23 protein-coding genes and 3 tRNA genes are annotated in these 24,689 nt (G+C 71.5%); 14 read left to right on the top strand and 12 right to left on the bottom strand.

The annotated features are described in order from the left end of the window. The first annotated feature begins 42 nt into the window (after positions 1 to 42). Complete coding sequence (locus OG990_RS28480; RefSeq protein WP_386985929.1) at positions 43 to 900, top strand: 3-hydroxyacyl-CoA dehydrogenase family protein; 858 nt, start codon at positions 43 to 45, stop codon at positions 898 to 900. After that, positions 897 to 1,640, top strand: a complete 744-nt coding sequence (locus tag OG990_RS28475; protein ID WP_406077731.1) for an enoyl-CoA hydratase/isomerase family protein — start codon at positions 897 to 899, stop codon at positions 1,638 to 1,640. Before OG990_RS28480 ends, OG990_RS28475 begins: the two co-directional genes overlap by 4 nt. A gap of 65 nt (positions 1,641 to 1,705) precedes the next feature. On the opposite strand, the gene OG990_RS28470 is transcribed toward OG990_RS28475, so the two are convergent. Further along, a complete protein-coding gene (locus OG990_RS28470) occupies positions 1,706 to 3,049 on the bottom strand; it encodes an ABC transporter substrate-binding protein (RefSeq protein WP_386985926.1) in 1,344 nt (447 codons plus the stop codon). Positions 3,050 to 3,204: 155 nt separating this feature from the next. Between OG990_RS28470 and OG990_RS28465 the strand changes: the two genes are divergently transcribed. Further along, complete coding sequence (locus OG990_RS28465) at positions 3,205 to 3,594, top strand: hypothetical protein (RefSeq protein ID WP_328422382.1); 390 nt, start codon at positions 3,205 to 3,207, stop codon at positions 3,592 to 3,594. A 201-nt stretch (positions 3,595 to 3,795) separates the two neighbouring features. Next, positions 3,796 to 4,503 carry a DUF2786 domain-containing protein gene (locus tag OG990_RS28460; protein ID WP_406077730.1) on the top strand — a complete coding sequence of 236 codons (708 nt, stop codon included), beginning with the start codon at positions 3,796 to 3,798 and terminating at the stop codon, positions 4,501 to 4,503. A gap of 115 nt (positions 4,504 to 4,618) precedes the next feature. Here the strand turns inward: OG990_RS28460 and OG990_RS28455 are convergent, their stop codons facing one another. Continuing rightward, positions 4,619 to 5,140 carry an SRPBCC family protein gene (locus tag OG990_RS28455; RefSeq protein WP_355600859.1) on the bottom strand — a complete coding sequence of 174 codons (522 nt, stop codon included), beginning with the start codon at positions 5,138 to 5,140 and terminating at the stop codon, positions 4,619 to 4,621. 165 nt (positions 5,141 to 5,305) lie between these two features. Between OG990_RS28455 and OG990_RS28450 the strand changes: the two genes are divergently transcribed. After that, complete coding sequence (locus OG990_RS28450) at positions 5,306 to 6,190, top strand: hypothetical protein (RefSeq protein ID WP_406077729.1); 885 nt, start codon at positions 5,306 to 5,308, stop codon at positions 6,188 to 6,190. A gap of 533 nt (positions 6,191 to 6,723) precedes the next feature. Further along, positions 6,724 to 6,882 carry a hypothetical protein gene (locus OG990_RS28445; protein WP_406077728.1) on the top strand — a complete coding sequence of 53 codons (159 nt, stop codon included), beginning with the start codon at positions 6,724 to 6,726 and terminating at the stop codon, positions 6,880 to 6,882. A gap of 1 nt (position 6,883) precedes the next feature. Here OG990_RS28445 and OG990_RS28440 read toward each other — a convergent pair whose 3' ends face one another. From OG990_RS28440 to OG990_RS28400, 9 genes are all read right to left on the bottom strand, one after another. Further along, positions 6,884 to 7,192 (bottom strand): thioredoxin family protein, encoded by a 309-nt coding sequence (locus OG990_RS28440; RefSeq protein WP_406077727.1) that lies wholly within the window; start codon positions 7,190 to 7,192, stop codon positions 6,884 to 6,886. Positions 7,193 to 7,659: 467 nt separating this feature from the next. Then, positions 7,660 to 7,733 (bottom strand) — tRNA-Phe (locus OG990_RS28435). Between the two features lie 99 nt (positions 7,734 to 7,832). Continuing rightward, a tRNA-Asp gene (locus OG990_RS28430) sits at positions 7,833 to 7,906 on the bottom strand. 31 nt (positions 7,907 to 7,937) lie between these two features. Further along, positions 7,938 to 8,010: transfer RNA gene (locus tag OG990_RS28425), tRNA-Glu, on the bottom strand. A 154-nt stretch (positions 8,011 to 8,164) separates the two neighbouring features. Then, on the bottom strand, positions 8,165 to 8,953 hold the full coding sequence (locus tag OG990_RS28420; protein ID WP_406077726.1) for a polysaccharide deacetylase family protein: 789 nt from the start codon (positions 8,951 to 8,953) through the stop codon (positions 8,165 to 8,167). 42 nt (positions 8,954 to 8,995) lie between these two features. Continuing rightward, positions 8,996 to 9,976: a MerR family transcriptional regulator gene (locus OG990_RS28415; RefSeq protein ID WP_406077725.1), complete on the bottom strand. Its 981-nt coding sequence runs from the start codon at positions 9,974 to 9,976 to the stop codon at positions 8,996 to 8,998. Next, positions 9,966 to 10,586 (bottom strand): isopentenyl-diphosphate Delta-isomerase, encoded by a 621-nt coding sequence (idi, locus tag OG990_RS28410; protein WP_406077724.1) that lies wholly within the window; start codon positions 10,584 to 10,586, stop codon positions 9,966 to 9,968. Before idi ends, OG990_RS28415 begins: the two co-directional genes overlap by 11 nt. Beyond that, on the bottom strand, positions 10,583 to 12,064 hold the full coding sequence (crtI, locus tag OG990_RS28405; protein ID WP_406077723.1) for a phytoene desaturase family protein: 1,482 nt from the start codon (positions 12,062 to 12,064) through the stop codon (positions 10,583 to 10,585). Before crtI ends, idi begins: the two co-directional genes overlap by 4 nt. A 28-nt stretch (positions 12,065 to 12,092) precedes the next feature. Continuing rightward, complete coding sequence (locus OG990_RS28400; protein ID WP_406077722.1) at positions 12,093 to 13,235, bottom strand: polyprenyl synthetase family protein; 1,143 nt, start codon at positions 13,233 to 13,235, stop codon at positions 12,093 to 12,095. A 64-nt stretch (positions 13,236 to 13,299) separates the two neighbouring features. On the opposite strand from OG990_RS28400, the gene OG990_RS28395 reads away from it, so the two are divergent. Next, positions 13,300 to 14,223, top strand: coding sequence for a phytoene/squalene synthase family protein (locus OG990_RS28395; protein WP_406077721.1), 924 nt, complete (start codon positions 13,300 to 13,302; stop codon positions 14,221 to 14,223). A 19-nt stretch (positions 14,224 to 14,242) separates the two neighbouring features. Here the strand turns inward: OG990_RS28395 and OG990_RS28390 are convergent, their stop codons facing one another. Beyond that, positions 14,243 to 15,331, bottom strand: a complete 1,089-nt coding sequence (locus OG990_RS28390; RefSeq protein WP_406077720.1) for a serine hydrolase domain-containing protein — start codon at positions 15,329 to 15,331, stop codon at positions 14,243 to 14,245. A gap of 91 nt (positions 15,332 to 15,422) precedes the next feature. Between OG990_RS28390 and OG990_RS28385 the strand changes: the two genes are divergently transcribed. The 7 genes from OG990_RS28385 to OG990_RS28355 all read left to right on the top strand — a co-directional run bounded on the left by OG990_RS28385 (position 15,423) and on the right by OG990_RS28355 (position 24,518). Beyond that, complete coding sequence (locus OG990_RS28385) at positions 15,423 to 16,898, top strand: dihydrolipoyl dehydrogenase family protein (protein WP_406077719.1); 1,476 nt, start codon at positions 15,423 to 15,425, stop codon at positions 16,896 to 16,898. A gap of 118 nt (positions 16,899 to 17,016) precedes the next feature. Further along, the gene (locus OG990_RS28380; RefSeq protein ID WP_355600834.1) at positions 17,017 to 18,018 is read left to right on the top strand and encodes a LacI family DNA-binding transcriptional regulator; all 1,002 of its coding nucleotides are present in this window, start codon (positions 17,017 to 17,019) and stop codon (positions 18,016 to 18,018) included. 383 nt (positions 18,019 to 18,401) lie between these two features. Continuing rightward, positions 18,402 to 19,781 (top strand): ABC transporter substrate-binding protein, encoded by a 1,380-nt coding sequence (locus tag OG990_RS28375; protein ID WP_386985899.1) that lies wholly within the window; start codon positions 18,402 to 18,404, stop codon positions 19,779 to 19,781. Between the two features lie 82 nt (positions 19,782 to 19,863). After that, positions 19,864 to 20,814, top strand: a complete 951-nt coding sequence (locus OG990_RS28370; RefSeq protein ID WP_355600830.1) for a sugar ABC transporter permease — start codon at positions 19,864 to 19,866, stop codon at positions 20,812 to 20,814. Between the two features lie 13 nt (positions 20,815 to 20,827). Continuing rightward, positions 20,828 to 21,715, top strand: coding sequence for a carbohydrate ABC transporter permease (locus tag OG990_RS28365; RefSeq protein WP_328422416.1), 888 nt, complete (start codon positions 20,828 to 20,830; stop codon positions 21,713 to 21,715). 99 nt (positions 21,716 to 21,814) lie between these two features. Next, the gene (locus tag OG990_RS28360) at positions 21,815 to 23,449 is read left to right on the top strand and encodes a glycoside hydrolase family 13 protein (RefSeq protein ID WP_406077718.1); all 1,635 of its coding nucleotides are present in this window, start codon (positions 21,815 to 21,817) and stop codon (positions 23,447 to 23,449) included. Positions 23,450 to 23,615: 166 nt separating this feature from the next. Further along, entirely contained in the window at positions 23,616 to 24,518 is a 903-nt protein-coding gene (locus tag OG990_RS28355) for a hypothetical protein (RefSeq protein ID WP_406077717.1), read from the top strand. Positions 24,519 to 24,689 lie beyond the last annotated feature (171 nt).

The following is a 24,689-nucleotide window of genomic DNA, read 5'->3' as shown; positions in this document are numbered from 1 at the left end:
GGCGGGGACCCCGCGCGCCGCCGGGCGGGACAGGGAGGCGTGATGAGCGATCGTTTCGTGGTCGTCGGAGCCGGCACGATGGGGCTCGGCATCGCGTACGTGGCGGCTGGGGCCGGGTACGCCGTCGAGTTGGTCGAGGTGGACTCCGGCCGGGGCGCGACCGCACTGAACCGGCTCGCCGACCTGTGGGAGCGGGCGGTGCAGCGCGGAAAGCTGAGCGCCGACGAGGCCGCCACCAACCGGCTGCGGGTGACGCTGCGCCCGACCCTCGCCGAGGTCGCCCCCGCCCCGGAGGTGATCGTGGAGGCGGTGCCGGAGCGGCTCGACCTGAAGCGGGCGGTGCTACGTGACGCCGCCGCGCTGCACCCGGCGCTGCTGGGCAGCAACACCTCCAGCATCGCCATCGGCGAGCTGGCCGCCGGTCTGGACCGGCCCGAGGGCTTCCTCGGCCTGCACTTCTTCAACCCGGTCTGGGCGATGGCGCTGCTGGAGGTCGTGGTCGGCCCGGCCACCGCCGAGGAGACCACCGCCGCGGCTGTCGCGCTCGCCGGCCGGCTGGGCAAGGACCCCGTCGTGGTACGCGACCTGCCCGGCTTCGCCACCTCTCGGCTCGGGGTCACCCTCGGCCTGGAGGCGATCCGGATGGTCGCCGACGAGGTGGCCAGCCCGGCCGACATCGACAAGGCAATGGTGCTGGGCTACCGGCACCCGATCGGGCCGCTGGAGCTGACCGATCTGGTCGGCCTGGACGTGCGGCTGGACATCGCCCGTACCCTCCAGGCCGCGTACGGGGACCGCTTCGCGCCGCCGCCGTTGCTGGTGGAGATGGTGGCCGCCGGGCGGCTGGGCAAGAAGTCCGGGCACGGCTTCTACCGGTGGGACGGCGGGGTGAAGCGGTGAGCGGGCTGCGGATCGAGGAACGACCGGACCGGGTGGTGGTCACCCTGGACCGGCCGGAGAAGCGCAACGCCATCGACGCCGACCTGATCGCCGAGCTGCACGAGGTCTGCGCCGAGCTGGAGGCGCGCCCCCGGCTGCTGCTGCTCACCGGTGGCGCGGAGGGCATCTTCGCCGGTGGCGCTGACATCGGCCAGCTCCGCGAGCGGGGCCGCACGGACGCCCTGGCCGCGATCAACTCGGCCGCCTTCGCCCGGATCCGGGCGCTGCCGATGCCGAGTGTGGCCGCCGTCGACGGCCCGGCGTTGGGCGGTGGCGCGGAGCTGGCGTACGCCTGCGATCTGCGGGTGTGTACGGCGCGGGCGTTCTTCGGCCAGCCGGAGGTGCGGTTGGGCATCCTGGCCGGCGCCGGCGCGACCCACCGGCTGCCCGCATTGATCGGTGAGGCCCGGGCCAAGGAGCTGCTCTTCACCGGCCGGCGGGTGGACGCCGCGGAGGCGCTGCGGATCGGCCTGGTGAACCGGGTCGTGGACGAGCCCGGTGAGCTGCTGACGGTGGCGCACGGGCTGCTGGACGAGATGGCCCAGGGCTCGCCGCTGGCGCTGCGGCTCACCAAGTTGGCGGTGGACGCACCGGCCGCCGCGCACCCGCAGCTCGACCTGGTCAGCCAGGCGGTGCTCTTCGAGGACGAGGAGAAGCACCGGCGGATGACCGAGTTCCTGGAGCGCCGCCGGACCCGTTGACGCGGGGACGGAAACGGCCGCACCGGCGGAATGCCGGTGCGGCCGTCGTGGTCCGTGGTCGGTGCTCAGTGCCGGATCTGCACCCCGCTGTCGGCGAGCGCCCGGATCACCTGTGCGGACTCGCCGAAGCCGATGACCAGCACGGCGTCCGCGCCGAAGTCCTTGATCTCCTTGGCGCCGTCGGTGAAGTCCACCGGCGGGGCCTTGGCGTCGGCCGGCGGCTCGTAGGTGAGCAGCTTGAGCCGGTCGCCGGTGATCCCGGCCTTCTCCAGCTCGTCACGGACGGTGGCCTGAAGGCCCTCGCCGTAGGAGTCCTTGCGGGCGACGATGACGATCTTCTGCGACCCGTCGCGGAGGATCACGTCGGCCAGCGCCCGGCCCTGCAGGCTGTCCGGCGGCGCGGTGCGGAAGTAGAGGCCCTTGTCCTCCACGTCAGTCAGGCCGCTGTCGGTGTTGGACGGCGAGAAGAGGATCTTCCCGGCCGCCACCACGTCCGGCAGCACCTCGCGGGAGATACCCGAGCCGCCAGCGCCGATGATCAGGCTGACGCCGTCCGCCACGTGCTTGGCCACGGTCGCCTTGGCCACCGCCGGGCTGGTGCCGTCGTCGCCGTCCACCCAGGTCACCGGCTTGCCCAGCGCGCCGCCACCGGCGTTGATCTCCCGGATCGCCAGCGCCGCGCCAGCGGCCATCGGCGGGTAGGCGATCGCCAGGTCACCGGTCTTCGGCAGCAGGCCGCCCAGGATCAGCGGCTCCTGGTCGGCGTCTCCGCCGGCGGGCTGCTTCCTCGGCTTCGGCGGCGCCTTGGTGCTCGCCGCCGACTCGGTGCCCGCCCCGACGAACTCGGTCTTGCCGTCGTTGATCTGCTGGCCGTCGAACGTCAGCGTGGCGTAGCTCGCGGTGGCCGGCTCGCCCTTGTCGGTGAAGCCCGCCCGGGTCAGCGACACGCTGCGGTACTCGATGTCCTGCCCGGCGCGGGCCAGCGTCAGGCAGGTCGCCGGGTCCTCGCAGCGCTGGCCGCCGTTGGTCACGCCGACGATCTGCTTGGCGATGGCCGCCGGGTCCGTGCTCCCGGCCAGTTGGGCGGCGAGCACTCCGATCACCACCGCGTCGTACGTCTCGGCGGCGTAGAGGTAGTCCGTCAGCGCCGGGTCGACGGACCGTAGCCGGCTCTTGAAGTCATCCGGCAGCGGGGTGAGCGGCGTGGTTCCCTTCATCCCGTCCACGAGATTGGCACGTTCCTTCAACTCCGCAGGATAGGAGTTGAGCATGTTGCCGTCCGTGCCGTAGAGGCGCACTTGTTGAGCGCTTCCCTCCTCGGCCTTGTCATCCCCGCAAGCGCTTGTGGCGAGCAGGATCGTCGCGCAGGCGGCCAATGAGGCTGCCCGCGAGCGGCGTGATACGAACATGGTCGTCCTTCCTCCGGCGAAGGTCCGCTGCGCACATTAGCGTGCCGGGGCCAGCGGCGGGACCGTGGAGGTGGCCTAATGCGCAGGTCGCTCGCCTCGAACACGGATAGTGACGGTCGGGGTGGGCCTTGACCGGCCGTCCTACTGTGCGCTGGGTGACGGACCTACCACAGCAAACGATCGACGACGCGGCTTCCGTGCTCCGCTCGGCGCTGGCCGGGGATGGAGACGCGGTGGTGGGGACGTTCGACGCGGTCGTCGACCGTGCCGGCCTGAACGGCGCGTACGGGGTCGCCTGGTGCCTGGCCGCGACGATGGTCGGTGACGCACCGTCGGGCAGCGGGTGTGCCCTCGACTTCCCGGGGATCGACCAGGCTGACTACGATACCCGCTGGGTGGCCCGGTTCGTCAGCGCGTACGCCAACCGGGACGTACCGACCGGGGAGGCGCTCTTCGGTGCGGCGGTGGCCGACGGGCTGCTCCCCGACTGCCTGCTCACCCTCGCCGGCTCGACGATCGCCACCCTACGCAGTCGGTCGGGCTGATGATGCCGGGCGCCCGTCGGGGGCGGCCGCCGCGCCCGGGTGGGTTGCTCAGGACGCGTTACCCGCGACCGTCGTGCTCGTCACGCAGCTTGTCGACCTGACCGTCCGCATAGGACGGTGAGACCGGTCAGGACGCCGACACCGGTTGATCAGTGCAGGCTCGGCCCCGCGCCGGCCGGTGGATGTGATAGCTCTGGGGGCATGTCCGAGGCCATGCTCAGCAAGGTGCGCAAGCTGCTGGCCCAGGCCGAGGATCCGGCCTGCACGCCTGCCGAGGCGGCCGCGTTCACCGCCAAGGCCACCGAGTTGATCGCCCGTTACGGCGTGGATCGGGCGCTGCTCGCGGCCCGGGACCCGGCCACCGACCCGGTCGGCGATCGGGTGGTCGACATCGTCGCTCCGTACGCCCGCGACAAGGTCGGCCTGCTCGCCGCGGTCGCCGAACCACTGCGCTGCCGCTGCGTACGGCGCCGGCAGGGCAGCGGGTTCGCGCTGCACCTGTTCGGCTTCGCCAGCGACCTGGAGCGGGTCGATCTGCTCTTCACCTCACTGCTCGTGCAGGCGGCGCACGGCCTGGCCGGCACGGCGGTGCCGGCCGGCGAGCATCCGGCCGCCTTCCGTCGGTCCTGGCTCGCCGGCTTCGCGCAGGTGATCGGGGGCCGGCTCTGGGCGGCTGAGACCGCGGCGGCCAGCGAACCGGGTACGCCGTCGGTGGCGCTGGTGCTGGCCGACCGCTCCGACCGGGTGCAGCGCCGGCTGGCCGAGCAGTACCCGCGGCTGCGCACCGCACCGCCGCGCCGGCTGGCCGGCACCGGATTCGGCTCCGGGGCGGAGGCCGGCCGCCGCGCGGACCTGGGCGGCCGGGACCTCGGCGGCGGCGCAGCCAGGGAACGACAGCTCGACGGCTGAGCCAATGGCTGCGGGGCCGCCGGTGGCGGCGTCGGTCCACGGGTCGCCGGTGGCGGCGTCGGTCCACGGGTCGCCGGTGGCGGCGTTGGTCACGGGCCGCCGGTGGCGGCGTTGGTCACGTGATGGGGCGGCGGCGCGAGACCGTGGCGAGGTAGCGGGTGAGCAGGTCGTGCCAGCCGGCGGTGAGCGCCTTGCGGTACCCCTCGGCCGCCTCACCGTGCCGGTCGAAGTGCCGGTGCTCCAACTCGACGCGGGTGCGTTCGGGGCCGTCGGGGAGGAACAGCACCTCGACCTCGCTGGCCCGGGCCGGGTCCGGCACCGGCACCCGGTCGGGACCGAGCTGCCAGGCGAAGACCAGCCGCCGCGGCGGGTCCCAGGTGAGCACCCGGCCCCAGTCGGCGCGGAAGCCGTACGGGCCGATCTCGTAGAGCATCCCGCCGGCCCGCGGCTCCATGCCCAGCTCGGCGAGGGCCTCGGGGCCGGACCAGGTGTACTCGGTGACCCACCAGTCAGTCAGATCGTCGGTGAAAACCGCGAACGCGTGCTCGGCGGCGCCCGGGACGAGGAGGCTGCACCGTAAGGAGAACCGTTCCAGGTCCTGCCGGATGTCGGCCGGATCAGTCATCCCCTGTCCCATAGGCCCGGACCATACCGGCTGATGCCCGGGTGCGCAGCTTCGATGGGTGCCCGGTTCCGGACAGTGGGTTGTCGGACCGTCACGGACGGGATGCCCCGCCGGAAAGCGGGTAACCGCGCCGGACAACCCGGACGACCGGGCGGGTGTACGGCGGAGCGGGAGAGCATGAGCGAGAGCGCGCAGCAGCGGGAGCCGGACCAGGACCTCGACCGGCCGGGCCGGGTCGACGACGGTGGGGATCCGGACATCCTGCTCGACATTCCGAGGGTCACCGTCGAGTCGATCAGGCTGGCGGTGGACGGGCTGGACGCCGACCTCTCGCTGCGGGCTCGACTGGCCAACCTGCTGGAGATCGACGCCGGCGTACGGGTGCATCTGCACAGCGTCGAGCTGGACATCAACGGCGTGCAGGCCGAGGCGCAGCTGCGGGTGCGGCTGGAGCAGTTGGCGACCATCCTGGGCCGGGCGCTGGACACGATCGACAGCAACCCGCAGATCATCGAGACCCTTGGCCGGACGGCCGGCATCGCGATCAACGACGTCAACCGCAGCGCCCAGAAGTTGGCCGCGGGAGCCGTGGAGGCCACCGGCTCGGCGCAACGCCCCGGCGGCGTACCCGGCGAACTGGGCCGGCGGGTGGGCACGGCCAGCCCGGTCGCCGATCGGCTCCGGCCGGGTGCTGGTGGCCCCGGGCCCGGTGCTGGCGGTCCTGGGCCGCGTGTCGGTGGTCCTGGCCCGGGTGTTGGTGGGCCGGATGTTGGTGGTCCCGGCCAGGGGGCCGGTGGCCCGGGGGCCGGCGAGCAGGAACGACCGAAGCCCGCCGCTACGGAAGGTCGGCGGCCGGAGGCGCAGGGACCCGAGAGTCAGCGTCAGCCTGACGGCGGCCAGGACGGCGGTGGCGTGTCAGGTGGGGCCCACGCCGCAGCCCAGAGCGCGGCTCAGCTCGCCGAGCAGGCGGGGGAGACCCTCCGGCAGGCCGGGCGCAGCGTGTGGGAGGCGATCCAGGGCGGCGTGGCGCAGCACCGCCAGCAGGGGCGTCGGGACCAGTGACGGCGGCGGAGCCGACGACTGGACGCGACGTGGGCGGCTGGCCCCGACGTCGAGGCGCGTGGTGATCCACTCGGTGTTCGTGATGTCGCGGTATCCCGATCCTCCGGATGCGCCGACGTCCGGGAAACCGAGTTGATCAAGTCGCCGGACGAGGCCGGGGAGCGGAAAAGCAGAACGCCGATCGGCGTTTCCGCTGATCGGCGCTCCTGTAGCCCGGCGAAAGGCTATGTGGCCAGGGGCGGGGTCGAGCCGTCGACCTTCCGATTTTCAGGCACCCGCATTCCCGCAGTCAGGGAGTCGGCGGAGGCCGCCGTGCGATCTGTCATGCGATTGCGACCTTGACGCCCCTTCGATGATGGGCGCATGAGCCTGTATGACGAGGACCCAGTCACGTTCGCATTGCGGGTGGGGGTCGTGGTCCTCAGCCTGGGCTCGGTTGTACTCGGGGTGCGTGTGGCCGTGTCACGACGGTTTCCCGCAGCCTGGGTTCGGCTTGCACGCCTGAAGCCGGGAGATCGGTCCCAGCCCGTGCGGTGGGCATCGCCCAGGCCGTGATCGGTACGAGCTTGCTGGTCCAGCAGGCACCGTTCTTCATCTCCATGCCCCTTCCGCTTGGACGCACCCTGTTCGCGGTGTCACTGCTGTTGCTGCTGACGGCGGCGGCGGGAGCGTTTTCGCTGCTCCGTCGCTAGCTCAGGAGTTGAGGGTGGCGAGGATCCAGGCGTCGGGCGGGGTGCCACGTAGTCCTTCCTCGGTGGCGTACACCCGGCACATGAGCCCATAGTCGTGTCGGTCGTCGGCGCTGGGATCGACGTCTACCCGGTTGATCCTGACGGTGGGCGAGCCCAGGAACCGCTCGGCCTCGGCCTGGTCATCGGATTCGATGCGCCGCGACACGATCGGCATTTCCTCCTTGCCGGCGGCAGCCAGCAACGAGCGGAGGTGCTCTTCAAGGCCCTCATGGTTGGGGCAGCCGTCGAAGTAGAGAACCTCGATCATCACGCGCCGCCCATCTCAGGGGTGAGGAGGAAGTCGGTGGAACCGCGCCGGCACGTACCAGCGAAACGCCGAGCCCAGCCGCGTGCGCTGGCACCAGCACGAGGACAGACAGGCACACGGGTAGCCGTGTGGATTGCGCAGCCGAGCCAGGACGCTGCGCTTCATCTATGGAGGGTAGACCAGGAAGGTTGACGCACGCCGTACCGGATGTGCTAGGTAGCCTGTGCGATCTCCAGTCTGGCGGCTATGCGCTCACCCAATCCCACAGCCGCGGTGTGAGGCCGACCACGCCGAATTCTTCAGGTGGAGGAAGCTCGGTCCGTGCGATCCACGTGCGATAGGGTGCGGCCACCAGGGGAATCCGGGGTCAACGAGGGTCAGACCGGATAGAGGGGCTGGCGGGGCGCAAAGCAGAACGCCGACCGGCGTTTCCGCTGGTCGGCGCTCCTGTAGCCCGGCGAAAGGCTATGTGGCCAGGGGCGGGGTCGAACCGCCGACCTTCCGATTTTCAGTCGGACGCTCGTACCAACTGAGCTACCTGGCCGTGTCGCTCGGCTCATGCTACCCGCCAACCGGATGAACCGCTGGCAGGGTCACACGCTCCGATACGCAGAACGCCGCGCTGGGCGCGGCGTCGGCGCTGCGGTCCTGACGGGACTTGAACCCGCGACCTCCGCCTTGACAGGGCGGCGAGCACTCCAACTGCTCCACAGGACCTAGCTTGTGTTGCTCCGGCTTGCGCCGGTCGTGCCCCCAACGGGATTCGAACCCGTGCTACCGCCTTGAAAGGGCGGCGTCCTGGGCCGCTAGACGATGAGGGCGGCCCCGCCATCATTGCACATTCGCAACTTCTAGCGGACTTGCTCCCATCCGGCCCCGCCGGAGGCTTGGAAAGCATACGTGATGCTCGGTCGGTCGACAAAACCGGTATGGCCGAAGTCTTGGATCAGCGCATAACCGCAGGTCAGGCCCGGTCTAGCGGAGTCGGGCGATGCCGTAGCGGCGCTTCAGGTCGGCGATCAGGCGCGGGCAGGCGGCGAGCGTCGCGGCCCGGTCGCCGCCGCCGTCGTGCAGCAGAACGATGGCCCCGGGCCGGGCGGCGGAGTGGATCCGGTGAGCGATCGTGGCGGCGGTCGGCTTGCCCCAGTCCTGCGGGTCGACGTTCCAGTGCAGCGGACGCATGCCGAGTTCCTTCGCCACCGCGAGTACTTCCTTCGTCCAGCGACCGCCCGGTTGCCGGTAGAAGGGCACCGGCGCGCCCGGGGTCGCCGCCTGGATGGCCTTGTTGGTCCGGGCCAGGTCGGCCCGGATCTCGGCGATCGGCCGCCGGGCGAGGTCGAGATCGTGCCGCCAGCTGTGGTTGCAGAGCTGGTGCCCCTCCCGGACGATCCGCCGCACCAGCTCCGGGTGGCGTTGCACCTCATGGCCAACCAGGCAGAAGGTGGCGGTCACCCGGGCCGCCCGCAGTTGGTCGAGCACCTTGGGCGTCCAGGCCGGACTGGGCCCGTCGTCGAAGGTCAGCGCCACCGGGCCGACGCCGGTGTTGCGGCGCAGGCCGTCCGGGAGCTTGGCCGGCAGCGGCCGCAGCGGAGGCTTCGGGGGCTTGGTGCGGGTCGGGCGCGGCGACGTGGTGGGTTTCGGCGGCGTGGTCGACTCCGCCGGCTGCGGCGCGCCGGCGGGTGCGATGGTGCCGTCCGGTTGGGCGCAGCCGGACAGGGCCAGCACCATGGCGAGGACGGACGCCAGGGCGGCGCGGGCTTGCATCTGTCGCTCCCGGGGGGGTCGGGGTAGGCGGACTCCCCGACGCTAACGGACGTCGCCGAGGGCCGACAGTCCGGTGAGGCCCTCCTTCGACTGGTCCAGTGAGTCACGGACCGCGACGGCGAGCGAGACCGCCTCGGCCAGGCCGACCGGCCGCACCACCCCGGCGGGCAGCGTGTCGGCCCGCCAGCCGGGGCCGGCAGCGAGTACCAGCAGCGGGCGGCGTGGCGCGGCGAGCAGCGCGCTGAGCTGGGCGGGGTCGGCGGTGGCCGGGGTATGTGACCAGAGCACCACGGCGGCCGGCCCGGTTCGGTTGACCGCCTCGACGAGGGCGGCCACCGGCACCCGGGCGCCGAGCATCCGGTAGCTGACCCCGGTCTCGGCGAGCGCGGCGGCCATCGCCTCCAGTGGCAGGCTGTGCTGCTCCTCGTCGGCGCAGGAGAGCAGGATCCGGGCCGGCCCGGTGGGCACGGTGGCCCGGCTGGCCGCCGCGAACGCCTCGGACACGCAGCGGGAGATCAGGTGTTCCACCTCGATCAGGGCGCCGGTGGCGGCGTGCCGGTCGCCGATGCCAACGAGCACCGGGCGTAGCAGGCCGTCCCAGGTGGCGACGACCCCGCTGGCGGCCAGAGCGTGCGCGATCGTCTCGCTGATCGCCGCACCGTCCAGCCGCATGGCGGCCCGGGCCAGCCCGCGGGCGGCGGGGCCGGCGCGGCCCACCGGGATGGTTCCGCCGCCGCCGTCCCGGCCGGGCGTGCCGATGCGACTGCGGATGACGACATCGGTGGGTGTCGAATCCGGTGCCTGGCGGGCCCAGCGGGCCGCGTCGGCGGGGCTCACGCCGTCGGCGGTGAGCCGTCGCATGATCTCGAGGCGCGCCAGGTCGGCCGGCGTGTACCGGCGATGGTGGCCTGGGACGTGTTCGCTGGGCCCGAGTCCGTAGCGCTGGTGCCAGGTGCGCAGGGTGGTGACCGCGACCCCCAGCCTGCGCGCCACGGCGCCCGCGCTCAGCGGCTCATCGGCCACCTGACCGCTCCGCCGCATCATCCGCCGACGATCCGGACGGGGTCACGGCCTGGCCGGGTGCGTCGGAAGTCGGCCCCGAGGGGCGCAGCAGCCGGTTCACCACCCCGCCCAGCCAGGGTGCGTACGACCGGGGGTCCAGGTCGAGGTCGGCCTCCAGTGCGGCGGGCTCGGCCCAACGCAGCTCGGCCACCTCGTCCGGGTCGGGCAGCAGCGGGGCGCCGGGGCGGAACTCGCCCTTCAGCACATGGTCGTACTCGAACTCGACCCGTCCGGTGGCCGGGTCCTCGGCGTAGTAGACGTAGACGCCCACCTCGGTCAGCTCGACCGGGCCAGTGCCCAACTCCTCGCGTAGCCGCTGGTTGGCCGCGTCGGCGAGCGGTTCGCCCGGCCGGGGGTGGCCGCAGCAGGAGTTGGCCCAGCGCAGCGGGAACCGGGTCTTGACCGCGGCCCGCCGCTGGAGCAGCACCTGGCCGTCCGGGTCCACGAGCAGCACCGAGAAGGCCCGGTGCAGCCGCCCCGGCGGCTGGTGGGCGGCCGCGACGGTGGTCTGGCCGAGGGCTCGGCCGGCGTCGTCGACCAGCTCGACGAGGTGCTCCTCGCGGCTGCTCACCGACCCTCCCCGGTGATCCGGCCGGCGGCCAGCTTGCCGGATATCAGCACCATCGGCACACCGACCCCGGGCTGGGTACCGGAGCCGACGAAGACCACGTTCGACAGGTCGCGGTGCAGGTTCGACGGGCGGAACGGGCCGGTCTGGAAGAGGGTGTGCGCGGCGGCGAACGGGGTGCCGGCGGCCATCCCCTGCTCCGCCCACTCGGCGGGGGTGATGGCCTGCAGCACCTCCACTCCGGCGCCGAAGCCGACGTAGCCGCGCTCCTCCAGGGTGCCGATCAGCTGGTCGCCGTAGCGGCGGGTCAGGTCGCCGCGCCACTCGAACGGCGCCCGGTCGAGGTTGGGCACCGGCGCGAGCACGTAGTAGGTGTGCCGGCCCGGTGGGGCGACCGACGGGTCGGTCCGGCTCGGGTTGGTCACCAGCAGCGACGGGTCGGTCATCAGCTCACCCCGGCGGATGACCTCATCGAAGGTGCCCTTCCACGCGCGTCCGAAGTGGATGTTGTGGTGGGCGATCTTCGCATATCCCTGGCGGGAGCCGACGTGCAGGACGACGCAGGACGGCGAGTAGGTGAGCCGGCGTTTGGGAGCCGCCGGGAGCAGGTCCCGGTAGGCGACCGGCAGGTCGGGGTTGAGCACCACCACGTCCGCTGGCACCAGCTCGCCGTCGGCGGTCAGCACGCCGGTGGCCCGGCCGTTCGCGGTCTCCACCCGGGTCACCGTGGTGTCGTACCGGATCTGCACGCCGTGCTTCTCGGCGGCGCCGGCCATCGCCCGGGAGACCGCGTGGATTCCGCCGCGCGGGAAGTAGACCCCCGCCACCGAGTCCAGGTACGCGATGACCGCGTAGATCGCCAGCGCGTCGTGCGGGGCGAGCCCGGCGTACATCGCCTGGAAGGAGAAGATCCGCTGGGTGCGCGGGTCCCGAAAGAACTGGTTGATCTTCGTCTGGAGGCGGCGGAAGGCTCCGCCGGTGAGCAGCTTGAGCAGGTTGCCGGTGATCAGGTCGGTCGGCGCGTCCAGGTTGCGCTCGATGAAGTCGGTCCGCTCCAGCCGCCACAGCTCCCGCGCGTAGTCGACGAAGCGCAGGTAGCCGTCGGCCTCACGCGGCCCGCACACGCGGGAGATCTCGGCCGCCATCCGGGTGGTGTCGGTGAGCACGTCGAGGGTCGAGCCGTCCGGGTAGTACGCCCGGTACGCCGGGTCGAGTGGCGTCAGGTCGAGCCAGTCGCGCAACTCCTCGCCGACCGCGCCGAGTGCCTCGGCGATCAGGTCGGGCATGGTGAGCACGGTCGGGCCGGTGTCGAACTCGTAGCCGTCCACGGCGAGCCGGCCGGCCCGCCCGCCGGGCACCGGCTCGCGTTCCAGCACGGTCACCTGCCGACCGCTGCCGGCCAGGTGCAGCGCGCAGGCCAGCCCACCCAGCCCGGCGCCGACGACCACCACCCGGTCAGTCCGTCCCGTCACCGTCCGCACGTGACCACCTCCTCGAAAAAGTTGCTCATCAGGCCCGCCGGTCGGTGGCGGCGACGGCCAGACCGGTCAGCGCCGTCCGCGCCGTCCGGTCCACGGGTGCGGCGTCGAGCGCGGCCAGCGCGTCGCCCACCCGTTCGGCGATCATCCGCTCCACCCGGGCCACGGCGCCGGTGTCGGCGACCAGTTCGGCGAGTCGGTCGACCGGCTCCGCACCGGCCCGCTCCAGCGCGTTGAGCTGGGCCGGCGTGGCCAACTGCCGGGCCAGCATGAGCAGCGTGGTCGGCTTGCCGGCGCGCAGGTCGTCACCGGCCGGCTTGCCGGTGGCGGCCGGATCGCCGTAGACGCCGAGCAGGTCGTCGCGGAGCTGGAACGCCTCGCCGACGGCCAGGCCGTAGCGGGTGTACGCGGCGATCAGCGGGGCGTCGGCGGGAACGCCGGCCAGACAGGCGCCGAAGAGCAGCGGTCGCTGGACGGTGTAGCTCGCCGTCTTGTAGCGGGCCACCCGCAGCGCCCGGTCGACCGACCAGTTGGCGGCGTCGTTCTCGCCGAGCACGTCGAGGTACTGCCCGGCGACCGTCTCCACCCGCATCTGGTCGTAGCAGCGGCGGACCTCGAACAGCCGGGTCGGCGGCACGGCGGCCTGTGCCAGCAGCCGGTCGGCCCAGACCAGGCAGAGGTCGCCGATGAGGATGGCGACGGCCTCACCGAACCGGTCGGGGTCACCCCGGTGGCCGGCGGCGACGTGCTGCGCGGCCACCGCGACGTGCACGGTGGGCCGGCCGCGGCGGGTGGTGGAGGCGTCCATCACGTCGTCGTGCACGAGCGCGAAGGTGTGCAGCAACTCCAGCGCGGCCAACGCGGGCAGCACCGGTGGCAGCGGTTCGGTGCCGCCGACCGCCCCGCGCCAGCCCCAGTAGGCGAAGGTGGGCCGGATCCGCTTGCCGCCGGCCAGGACGGCCTCCCGCGCGGCGGCCGCGAAGCCGCCCATCGCTGCGTCGATCTCGGCGAGCGAGTCGACCTCGGCGGCGAGGAAGGTGGTCAGGGTGTCGTTCACCGCAATGGTCAGTTCCTGGGTGTACGCGGCCAGCACGGCGCGGACCGGATCGTCCCTGTCGCCCGGCCGGGTCGGCGCCAGGCGGATCGCGTTCCCCGCAACTGCGTCGTTGGCCATGCGGCCGAGCGTACCCTAGGCTACGAGTTGCGTCGATTGGTGCGTCGATAACTGAGGAGGCCCGGTGGACACTGATCTCACAGCCGCCTATGACCGGTGCCGTGAGGTACACAGACGTCACGGCCGCACCTACTATCTCGCCACCAGGCTGCTCCCCGCGTGGAAACGGCGACACGTACACGCCCTCTACGGGTTCACCCGGTACGCCGACGAGATCGTCGATCGCACCGAGGCCCTGCCGCCGGCCGAGCGGGCCGCCCGGCTCGACGACTGGGCCAGCCGGTTCATGGCCGGTCTGCACGGCGCGCCGGTCGACGACCCGCTGCTGCCGGCCGTGCTGCACACGATTGCCATCTTCGATCTCGACCGGGACGACTTTGCGTCGTTTCTGAAGAGCATGGCGATGGACCTGACCGTCACGGCCTACCCGACGTACGACCACCTGCTCGACTACATGGAGGGCTCGGCGGCGGTCATCGGCACCATGATGCTGCCGATCCTGGGCAGCTCCGACCCGGCGGCGGCCCGGGAACCCGCCCGGCAGCTCGGCTTCGCCTTCCAGCTCACCAACTTCATCCGGGACGTCGCCGAGGATCTCGACCGGGGCCGCACCTACCTGCCGGACGAGGACCTGGCGAAGTTCGGCGTCACCCGCGACGAGCTGGCCAAGGCCCGTGCCCGGGGGCGTGGCACGCCCGGGACCCGCGAGCTGATCGAGTACGAGGTGACCCGGGCACAGGCGCACTACGCCGCCGCCGCGCCGGGCATCACCATGCTCGCGCCAGCCTCACAGGCCTGCATGCGCACGGCGTACGCGCTCTACGGCGGCATCCTGGACGAGGTGGCGGCGCAGGACTACGACGTCTTCGCCCGGCGGGCCCTGGTGCCGCAGCGGCGACGGATGGCGGTGGCCGCCCGCGCCCTGCTCACCTCGACCGGTACCCCGGTCACCATCCCCGGACCGAGGCTCCACGCCGCGGCCCGGTGACCGCGAGCACCGCGGCGGGTCAGAGCACCGAGTGCAGCGCCTCCACCAGCTCGTCCACCCGGTCGTGCTCGGCCAGCCGGCCGGTCGCGTACGCGAAGGTGTAGCCCCGCTCCGGGTCGGCCCACGCGCTGCTGCCGCCGAGGCCGCCCATGCCCCAGCTGCCGTCCGGCTCCCACTGCATGCCCAGCGTCCACCGGGTCTGACGGTCCAGCAACAGATCCGGCCCGTCGTACTGGACCCGGGTCGCCTCCGCCACCAACTCCTGGCTGAACAGCCGGACGCCGTCCAGGACACCACCGGCCAGCAGGCCGGCGTAGAGCCGGGCCAGGCCGGACGCGGTGGCGTGCAGGTTGACCGCCGGCATTTCGGCGCCTCGCCAGAGCGGACTGTTCAGTACGGCCAGGTCCTGTCCGCCGGCCGGGTTGCCCATGGCCCGGGCCCGGAGTGAGCCCGGCTCGCCGAGTACGCGGGTGGGCCACTGCGGGTCGCCGTACCGCAGGTCCGCGCAGCGCCGTTGGTCCGCCTCCGACAGCCCGAAGCCGAGGTCGAGCCGCCACCGGCCGGCGATCTCCTCGGCCAGGAACCGGCCCACCGACCGGCCGTCCACCCGGCGGACCAGCTCGCCCACCAGATGCCCGTACGTCCAGGCGTGCTCCCCGGCCACCGAACCCGGCACCCACTCGGGATCGGCGGCGGCCAGGTCACCGGTGAGCAGCGCCCAGTCGGCGATCGCGGTGGCCGGCCGGGGCACCGGGAAGGCCGGCAGCCCGGCGGTGTGCGACAACACCTGCCGCACGGTGGCCGGGGTCTGGAACTCCGGCCAGTACCGGGTGACCGGCGCGTCGAGGTCGACCCGACCCCGGTCCACCAGCATGAGCAGGCAGAGTGCCGCCACCGGCTTGCCGACCGAGTAGACGTTGACCAGCGTGTCCGGCCGCCACGCGCCGTCGCCGGTCGGTGCGCCGGATCCGGCGTTGGTGCGCGAGCCGCCGATCAGGTCGACCACCGGGTGTCCGTCGTACCAGATGGTCAGGCTGGCACCGGTCTCCCGGCCGGTGGCGAGCAGGTCGTGGAAGCAGTCCCGGACCGGGGCGAAGCGTGCGTGCATCCGGTCACCGTAGGTGGAACGGTCCGGGAGCGCGTCGACTTTTCGCCGGACCCCGGTGGTCGGTGCGGGGCTGCTGGGGGATGCTGTCCAGGTGGCGGAGCCGGAGCTGGTGGATGTGGTCGTGGTCGGGCTCGGCGTTGGCGGCGAGGAGGTGGCCGGGCGGCTCGCCGAGGCCGGCCTGAGCGTCGTCGGCATTGAGCGGGACCTGGTCGGCGGGGAGTGCCCGTACTGGGGCTGCATTCCGAGCAAGATGATGATCAGGGCGGCCAACGCGCTCGCCGAGGCGCGTCGGGTCGACGGGCTGGCCGGGACGGCACAGGTCCAGCCGGACTGGGCGCCGGTCGCGAAGCGGATCCGCGAGGAGGCCACCGACACCTGGGACGACACGGTCGCGGTGCGCCGGTTCACCGACCGGGGCGGCCGGTTCGTCCGGGGCAGCGGCCGGCTCGACGGTCCGGGTCGGGTCCGGGTCGGCGACCAGGTGTTCCAGGCCCGACACGGGATCGTCCTGGGCACCGGCACCCGGCCCTCGGCGCCGCCGATCGCCGGGCTGGCCGACACTCCGTACTGGACGAACCACCAGGCGATCGAGGTCGAGCAGCTGCCGGAGTCGCTGCTGGTGCTCGGCGGCGGCGCGATCGGGTTGGAGCTGGCCCAGGTCTTCGCCCGGTTCGGGGTCCGGATCACCGTGGTGGAGGCGCTGGACCGGGTGCTGGCCCTCGAAGAGCCGGAGGCGTCCGAGGTGGCCGCCGCGGCGCTGCGCGCCGACGGCGTGGAGATCCACACCGGGGTACGCGCTGAGCGGGTCGAGCACGACGGCAGCCGGTTCACCCTGCACGGCGCCGGTGGGGCGGAGTTCACCGCCGACCGGCTGCTGGTGGTGACCGGGCGGCGGGCCCACCTCGACGAGCTGGGGCTGGACACGGTGGGCCTGGACGCCGCCCAGCGCTACCTGCCGGTGGACGACCGGTTGCATGTCTCCGATGGCATCTGGGCGGTCGGTGACGTGACCGGCGAAGGCGCCTTCACCCACATCGCCATGTACCAGGCGGGCATCGTGATCGCCGACGTGCTCGCCAACGCCCGGCAGGCGAAGGCGGGGCCGGACGCCAGCGGGACCGCGAGCGTGGTCGGCGGCGCGATGGGCGCGGCCAGCTCGTTGGGTGCCAGCGGGTCTAGCGGATCGGCCGGCAGCGTCCCGCGCGCCGACTACCGCGCGCTGCCCCGGGTGACCTTCACCGACCCCGAGGTCGGCGCGGTCGGGCTGACCGAGGGGCAGGCCCGGGAGCGCGGCATCAACGTGCAGGTCGGTTTCACCAAGCTCGGCAGCTCGACGCGGGGCTGGATCCACCGGGTCGGCGACGAGGGGTTCATCAAGCTGATCGCGGACGCCGACCAGGGTGTGCTGATCGGCGCGACGTCGGTCGGCCCGGCCGGCGGCGAGGTGCTCTCCGCGCTGGTGGTGGCGGTGCACGCCGCCGTGCCACTGAGCCAGCTCCGGCACATGATCTACGCCTATCCGACCTTCCACCGGGCCATCGAGGACGCGCTGCGCGACCTGTCCTGACGGTGCCGGTCGACCGTCGTCGGGGCGGCCGGCGGCGGACAGCGCACGGCAAGGATGAAGCAAACGGTCGGCAGGTGGCTGTTCATTTCTTTCATTCTGATGACGTACGATTGCGGCCGTGACCAAGCGGTTGACTGAAGTTGCCAAGAAGGCGGGCGTCAGCGAGGCCACCGTCAGCCGGGTGCTCAACGGTCGGGACGGAGTCTCCGAGGCGACCCGGACGGCCGTGCTGACCGCGCTGGACGTGCTCGGCTACGAGCGACCGACCAAGCTGCGCGGCGAGCGTGCCCGGCTGGTCGGGCTGGTGCTGCCCGAGTTGCAGAACCCGATCTTCCCGGCGCTCGCCGAGGTGGTCACCGGCTCCCTCGCCCAACGTGGGTTCACCCCGGCGCTCTGCGCCCGCACCATCGGTGGCGTCTCCGAGATGGATTACGTGGAGATGCTCCTCGACCACCGGGTCTCCGGGGTCATCTTCGCCGGTGGCTCGTACGCGCTGGCCGACGCCCGGCACGACCACTACCGCCGGCTGACCGACCGGGGCCTGCCGGTGGTGCTGGTCAACGCGGGTGTGGACGAGTTGGGCTTCCCCCGGGTCTCCACGGACGACGCGGTGGCGGTGGAGCAGGCGTACGGGCACCTGCGCTCGCTCGGGCACGACCGGATCGGGATGGTGCTCGGCCCGGAGGGGCACGTGCCGTCCCGGCGCAAGCTGGACGCGATGGTCCAGGCCGCGGGCTGGGGCGACGACACGGAGTACGTCGAGCGCTCCAGCTTCTCCATGGAAGGGGCGCGGGTCGCCGCGACCAAGTTGGTCGAGCGGGGCGTCACCGGCATCATCTGCGCCAGCGATGTGCTGGCCCTGGGCACCATCCGGGCCGCCCGGCGGCTGGGTCGTGCGGTGCCGACCGATGTGTCCGTGGTGGGCTTCGACGACTCCGCGTTCATGACCTGCACCGACCCGCCGTTGACCACCGTGCGGCAGCCGATCGAGACGATGGGGCAGGCCGCGGTGGACCTGCTGGTCACTCAGATCGAGGGGGCCGGCGTGCTGCACGACGAGTTGCTGTTCGAGCCCGAGCTGGTGGTGCGTGGTTCCACCGCGCCCGCCCCCGGCCGCTGACCAGCGAGCTGGACACCGACTGACCGTCCTGGCCCCGGAGGATCGCCTCCGTAGGTTCCGCTGAAACGACGCTTCGGCCGTCGACCGCCTCGCGCGGTCGGCGGCCTTTTCGTCGTTGCCGGAACCGCGCAACGCCGGCCTGATCCGCCGTCGGTCCATAAGGGCTGAAAAGCCAACATCCCGGGCCTGTTTCACGATCTTGTCGTCATTTGCCGTTAGGAAGTCGTGTCCTTTCACAACAGCATCGATACCTTGCCGAAATGAGTCGACCTCGTTACAGTGACTCCACTCACACCTGGCTCCGACGCAGCTACTGGGCGTCAGGTCGTATCACCGCAGATCACGAACGTCATGGAGACACCCGTTCCCGAAGGGATGGACAGATGTCCGTACCGCAATACCGAAAGGCTGCGGCGTTAGCGCTCGTGGCCGGCCTGGGGTTCAGCCTCACGGCGTGCTCCACGAAGAGCGACGACAAGGACACCAACGCAGGCGGCAAGGTCACCATCACAGTGGACTGCCAGCCGGTCGGCGCTCAGAAAGAGCTGTTGAAGAACTGGAACGACGACGTCGCCGAGTTCCAGCGGCAGAACCCCGACATCGTCGTCAAGAGCGTGAGCGTCGGCGAGCAGTGCAACAACCCGCCGGACTTCACCGCCCGCCTCGCCGGCGGCACCGTGACCGACGTGTTCTACGGGTACATGACCGATCTCCAGCAGGTGCTCGACTCCGGTCAGGCGATGGACATCTCCTCGTTCGTCAACAAGGACACGATCCCCACCTGGGACAGCGTCGACCCGGCGCTCAAGGAGGTCTTCACCGACGGCGGCAAGCTCTACGCCGTCCCGGTGAAGAACTACTCGATGGGCCTGGTCTACAACAAGGTCCTGTTCCAGCAGGCCGGGCTCGACGTGAACAACCCGCCCAAGACCTGGGCCGAGGTCCGGGCCGCCGCCAAGAAGATCTCCGCGCTCGGCAACGGCATCGCCGGCTACTCCGAGTACAGCGCCGGCAACACCGGCGGCTGGCACTTCACCTCCCTGCTCTACTCGCAGGGCGGCCAGGTGCTGACCCCCGACGGCAAGAAGGCCGACTTCAACAACGCGGCGGGCAAGCAGGTCCTGCAGAACCTCAAGGACATGCGGTACGGCGACAACAGCATGGGTGCCCGGCAACTGCTGCAGTGGGGCGACCTGCTGACCAACGCGGGTGCGGGCAAGGTCGGCATGTTCATCGGCGCGCCCGACTCCACCCAGGCGATCGTCAGCCAGTTCCAGGGCAAGTTCCAGGACTGGGCGATGAGCCCGCTGCCCGGCCAGGACGGCGCGGCGAAGGGCACGCTCGGTGGTGGCGAGGGTTACTTCTTCAAGAAGGACCTCTCTCCCGAGCAGGTCAAGGCTGGTCTGAAGTGGATCGCGTACCAGAAGCTGACGCCGGGCAAGGGTCAGTTCGACTACGTCCGGGCCAAGCCGCAGAACTACCCGGTCGGTCTGCCCCAGCCGCTGCTCTTCGCCAACGGCAGTGCGGCGCAGAAGCAGGAGCTCGAGCTGCGTAAGGCGAACGCGAACGTCGACACCGCGAACTTCGCGCTCTTCGAGGCGACCCCGGTAACGATCAAGGGTGAGCCGCGCAACGCGCAGGCGGTCTACGCGGTGCTCGACGCCGCGATGTCCGGTGTGCTGACGAACCCGAACGCGAACATCGACGCGCTGCTCAAGACGGCCGAAGAGAAGGTCAACCAGCTCCTCGCTGCCGAGAGCTGATCCGATGCTGTGGGGGCCGGTGCGCCGGCCCCCACACCATTCGCGCCGCATCGTCCGGTCACTGAATCACCCAGGAGTTGCCTTGGCGATCACCACCGTCCCGGCCGCCAGAAAACCGGGGCGCCCCACGTCCTCGTACCCGGGGCCGCAGCGTACGAGCCTCGGCCGCAAGGTACGGGACAACCTCACCGGTCACGCGTTCCTGATCGGGGCGGTGCTCTGCTTCGTTGTCTTCTCCTGGTATCCGATGATCCGCGGCATCGTGATGAGCTTCCAGCGCACCCGACGGGGCGAGACCACCTGGGTGGGCTGGGACAACTACTCCCGCATCATCGCCGACCCCAGCTTCTGGCCCGCCTGGCAGAACACGCTCTACTTCACGGTGCTCGCACTCGTACTCGGGTACGCGGTGCCGTTCTTCGTGGCGATCCTGCTCAACGAGTTCCGGCACGCCAAGGGGTACCTGCGAATCCTGGTCTACCTGCCGGTGATGCTGCCACCAGCCTCGGCGCTCTTCCTCTTCAAGTTCTACGCGTACGACCCCAGCGAGGCGGGCCTCTTCAACGCCATCCTCAAGGCACTGCACCTGCCCACCTCGCAGTGGATGCAGTCCCCCGAGATGACGATGCCGGCGATGGTGATCGCGTCGACCTGGATGAACATGGGCGGCGCCGTGCTCATCTACCTGGCGGCGCTGCAGAACATCCCCGGCGAGCTCTACGAGGCGGCCGAGCTCGACGGTGCCGGCATCTGGCGGCGGATCGTCAACGTGACGATCCCGCAGACCCGGCTGATCCTCGCGCTCCTGGCGATGCTGCAGATCGTCGCCACGATGCAGCTCTTCATCGAACCGCTGATCCTCGCCAATGGTGCGGGCGCGGAGGACTCCGCGACCTCGGTGGCGTACCTCATCTACCAGCACGGATTCTTCCAGAACGACCTCAACGGCGCTGCGGCGCTCGGCGTGATCATGCTCGTGGTGCTGGCCGGCTTCTCCGCCGCCTACCTGCGCCTGAGCGCGAAACAGGACTAGGACGGGACGAGGAATGGCACAGGACTCCGGGACCCGGACCCTTATCTCGCACGCCCAGCTCAGCCGCGGGCGCGGCAAGGTCATCTACTGGACGCTGCTCGCCGTCGTCGTCGCGGGCTTCACACTCGTCTTCCTCGGGCCGCTCTACTGGATGGTCACCGGCGCGCTCAAGTCCGGCCAGGAGATCGCGCAGACCCCACCCTCGCTGTTCCCGCAGGATCCCGAGCCGCAGAACTACATCGATGCGTGGAACAACCTGGACCTCGCCAAACTGCTGTTCAACACGTTCTACTACGCGACGGGCGCGGTGCTGTTCCAACTCGTCTTCGACACCGCTGCCGCGTACTCGCTGTCCAAGCTTCGACCGATGTTCGGCAACGTGATCCTCGCCCTGATGCTGGGCACGCTGATGATTCCGGCGATGGTCCTCATCGTCCCGCAGTACGTGACCGTGATCGACCTGCCGATCCTGCACATCAACCTGCTCGACTCACCGTTTGCGATCTGGCTGCCGCTGGTCGCGAATGCGTTCAACATCTTCCTGCTGAAACGGTTCTTCGACTCGATTCCCGAGGAGTTGATGGCCGCAGCCCTGATGGACGGGGCGACGTCACTGCGCACGCTGTGGTCGATCATCCTGCCGCTGTCGCGTCCGATCCTCGGCGTCGTCTCGATCTTCGCCGTGACGGCGGTCTGGAAGGACTTCCTCTGGCCGAAGCTGGTCATGCCGTCGCCCGAGACCCGGACGGTCAGCGTCGGCATCTACGCCTTCTCGGGTGGTACGCCCATGAACGTGGTGATCGCCGCGTCGGTCATCGCCGCGATCCCGACCGTCATCATCTTCCTGATCTTCCAGCGGAACATCATGTCCGGTCTGACCTCGGGCAGCCTCAAGGGATAGCCGGCAGCGTAACCTCCCGCGGCGAACAACGACTGTTCGCCCGACACATATCTAGGTCCGGCGAACCCGCCGACGTACTGACGCAGAAAGCAGGTGCTCGTGTCCACAGCAGACAGCGGTCCGTGGTGGCGTGGAGCGGTGATCTACCAGGTGTACCCACGTAGCTTCGCCGACGGCAATGGCGACGGCATCGGCGACATCGCCGGCATCCGGTCCCGGCTGAATCACCTGTCCGCGCTCGGCGTCGACGCGATCTGGTTCAGCCCCTGGTACCCCTCGCCGATGGCCGACGCTGGCTACGACGTGTCCGACTACCGCGACATCGACCCGGTCTTCGGCACTCTCGCCGAGGCGGAGGCGTTGATCGCGGAGGCACACGTGCTCGGCATCCGGACCATCGTCGACGTGGTGCCGAACCACTGCTCCGACGCGCACCCCTGGTTCCAGGCGGCACTCGCCGGCGGGCCCGGCGCGCCCGAGCGGGACCTGTTCTGGTTCCGGCCCGGCCGGGGCCCGAACGGCGACCAGCGGCCCACCGACTGGGTCGGCGAGTTCGGCGGCGAGACCTGGACCCGGACCACCAACCCGGACGGCACGCCCGGCGACTGGTACCTGCACCTGTTCGCCCCCGAACAGCCGGACTTCAACTGGGACCACCCCACGGTGCGGGCCGAATTCGAGGACATTCTGCGGTTCTGGTTCGACCGGGGGGTGGACGGCATCCGGATCGACTCGGCCGGGCTGCTGGTCAAGGACGGGACGCTGCCCGAGACCGTGCCGGGCCGGCCGCACCCGTTCCGCGACCTCGACGGGGTGCACGACATCTACCGTGCGTGGCGGCGGGTCGCCGACGAGTATCCCGGCGACCGGGCACTGATCGGCGAGGTGTGGATGCCGGACCGGCAGCGGTTCGCCAACTACCTGCGCCCGGACGAACTGCACGCGGCGTTCAACTTCGACTTCCTCGGCTGCGCCTGGGACGCCTCCGCCCTGCGGGAGAGCATCGACGGGACGCTGAGCGCGCACGCGCCGGTCGGCGCGCCGGCCACCTGGGTGCTCTCCAACCACGACGTCACCCGGCACGTCACCCGCTACGGCCGCGCGGACACCACGTTCAGCTTCGCCGCCAAGCGCGAGGGGACCCCCACCGACCTGGAGTTGGGCACCCGCCGGGCCCGGGCCGCCGCGCTGCTCTCGCTGTCACTGCCCGGCGCCGCCTACGTCTACCAGGGCGAGGAGCTGGGCCTCTACGAGGTCGAGGACATTCCGTTCGCGCTGCGCCAGGACCCGATGTGGGAACGCTCCGGCCGGGTCGACCCCGGTCGCGACGGCTGCCGGGTGCCGCTGCCCTGGGCCGGTGACGAGCCGCCGTTCGGGTTCAGCCCCGCCGGCGCCGCAGCGCCCTGGCTGCCCCAGCCGGCCGACTGGAAGGACCGGACGGCCCGGGCGCAGACCGGCGACGCGGCCTCGATGCTGGAGCTGTACCGGGCGGCGATCGCGATCCGGCGGGCCGAACCGGCGCTCGGCGACGGCGACCTGAGCTGGCTGCCCGCCCCGGACGGGGTGCTCGCCTTCAGCCGCGGCGGTGGGTTCCGCTGCCTCGTCAACCTCGCCGACTCGTCGGTCCCGCTGCCCGCCGAGGGGGAGTTGCTGCTGGCCAGCGGGCCGCTCGATGACGGTCTGCTGCCACCGGACACCGCCGTCTGGCTACGTACCCCAGAGCCGGCGGCCTGACCTGACCTGATCGCCGTGGTGCCGGCGGCCCGTCCCGGTCGCCGGCACCGAGCACCCACCCCGGCCCAGCGTGGGCCGTCGGAGGAAGGAGGAAAGAGGGGGGACCCGCCACGCCGCACGGATACGGGGGGATCTGGCCTGCCTGACGAAAGGGAGAGCGCAGCTCATGGCCAACCACACCACCGGCACCGCGCACCACCTCCGACACCCGACCCGGGCAGGGTTGGCCGCCATCGCCGCCACCCTGCTCGTCGCGACCTCGGTGACCGCCCTCGCGGTCACCGGCACCGCAACCCCAGCCTCGGCGGCCGGGCTGTCCCCCTTCGACATTCCCGGCCGGGGCGCCACCGTCCCGTTCGTCGAGCAGGAGGCGGAGAAGGCCGCCCACAACGGCACGAAGATCGGTCCGGACCGGCGCTACGGCACGCTGCCGTCCGAGGCGTCCGGCCGGGAGGCGGTCACCCTCGACTCCGTCGGCGAGTACGTCGAGTTCACCCTCACCGCCCCAGCCAACGCGGTCACCTTCCGGCACAGCCTGCCCGACAGCCCGGCCGGCACGGGCCGGGACGCCACCATCGACCTGCGGGCCAACGGAACGCTGCTGAAGTCGGTCCCGGTGACCTCGAGGTACGGCTGGTACTACGGCGGCTACCCGTTCAACAACAACCCGGGCGACACCAACCCGCACCACTTCTACGACGAGACCCGGGCGATGTTCGGCAGCACCTACCCGGCCGGTACGAAGGTCCGGTTGCAGGTCTCCTCGACCGCCCAGTCGCCAACCTTCACCATCGACCTGGCCGACTTCGAGCTGGTCGGCGGGCCGATCGACAAGCCCGCCGGTGCGCTCGACGTGGTCACCGACTTCGGCGCCGACCCGAGCGGCGCGACCGACTCGACCGCGAAGTTCCAGACGGCGGTCGACGCCGGTAAGGCCCAGGGCCGGGTGGTCTGGACCGCCACCGTGACGTTCGCGGCGACCAGCCAGCGGTACCTGCGGCTGACCGTCACCGGCAACAGCGGCTGGCCCGCCGGTCAGCTCAGCGAGCTCGAGGTCTATTCCAGCTAGGCCGGGCAGCCCCCGCCCGTCCGCGGCGGGGGCCACCCGGTCGGGCGGCCCGGCGCAGCGCAGCCCCGGGCCGGTCTGATCCCCCGTCTTGTCCACCGCACCGTCCCCCACCTGTCGCGGTACGACGGGCGTACCCCTGCACCCGTCGCCGGGCAACGCACCCACACCCCA

Origin of the sequence: Micromonospora sp. NBC_00858, assembly GCF_045207365.1 — a bacterium.
Taxonomy (GTDB): domain Bacteria; phylum Actinomycetota; class Actinomycetes; order Mycobacteriales; family Micromonosporaceae; genus Micromonospora.
The sequence above is the reverse complement of the archived record's forward strand: the minus strand, read 5'-3'. Positions and strand labels throughout refer to the sequence as shown.

Excerpts from the sequence above, each read along its gene's own strand:
- OG990_RS28480 (WP_386985929.1), top strand. The coding sequence starts at position 43 with ATGAGCGATCGTTTCGTGGTCGTCGGAGCCGGCACGATGGGGCTCGGC.
- OG990_RS28470 (WP_386985926.1), bottom strand. The coding sequence starts at position 3,049 with ATGTTCGTATCACGCCGCTCGCGGGCAGCCTCATTGGCCGCCTGCGCG.
- OG990_RS28460 (WP_406077730.1), top strand. The coding sequence starts at position 3,796 with ATGTCCGAGGCCATGCTCAGCAAGGTGCGCAAGCTGCTGGCCCAGGCC.
- OG990_RS28455 (WP_355600859.1), bottom strand. The coding sequence starts at position 5,140 with ATGGGACAGGGGATGACTGATCCGGCCGACATCCGGCAGGACCTGGAA.
- OG990_RS28450 (WP_406077729.1), top strand. The coding sequence starts at position 5,306 with ATGAGCGAGAGCGCGCAGCAGCGGGAGCCGGACCAGGACCTCGACCGG.
- OG990_RS28420 (WP_406077726.1), bottom strand. The coding sequence starts at position 8,953 with ATGCAAGCCCGCGCCGCCCTGGCGTCCGTCCTCGCCATGGTGCTGGCC.
- OG990_RS28400 (WP_406077722.1), bottom strand. The coding sequence starts at position 13,235 with ATGGCCAACGACGCAGTTGCGGGGAACGCGATCCGCCTGGCGCCGACC.
- OG990_RS28390 (WP_406077720.1), bottom strand. The coding sequence starts at position 15,331 with ATGCACGCACGCTTCGCCCCGGTCCGGGACTGCTTCCACGACCTGCTC.
- OG990_RS28375 (WP_386985899.1), top strand. The coding sequence starts at position 18,402 with ATGTCCGTACCGCAATACCGAAAGGCTGCGGCGTTAGCGCTCGTGGCC.
- OG990_RS28365 (WP_328422416.1), top strand. The coding sequence starts at position 20,828 with ATGGCACAGGACTCCGGGACCCGGACCCTTATCTCGCACGCCCAGCTC.
- OG990_RS28355 (WP_406077717.1), top strand. The coding sequence starts at position 23,616 with ATGGCCAACCACACCACCGGCACCGCGCACCACCTCCGACACCCGACC.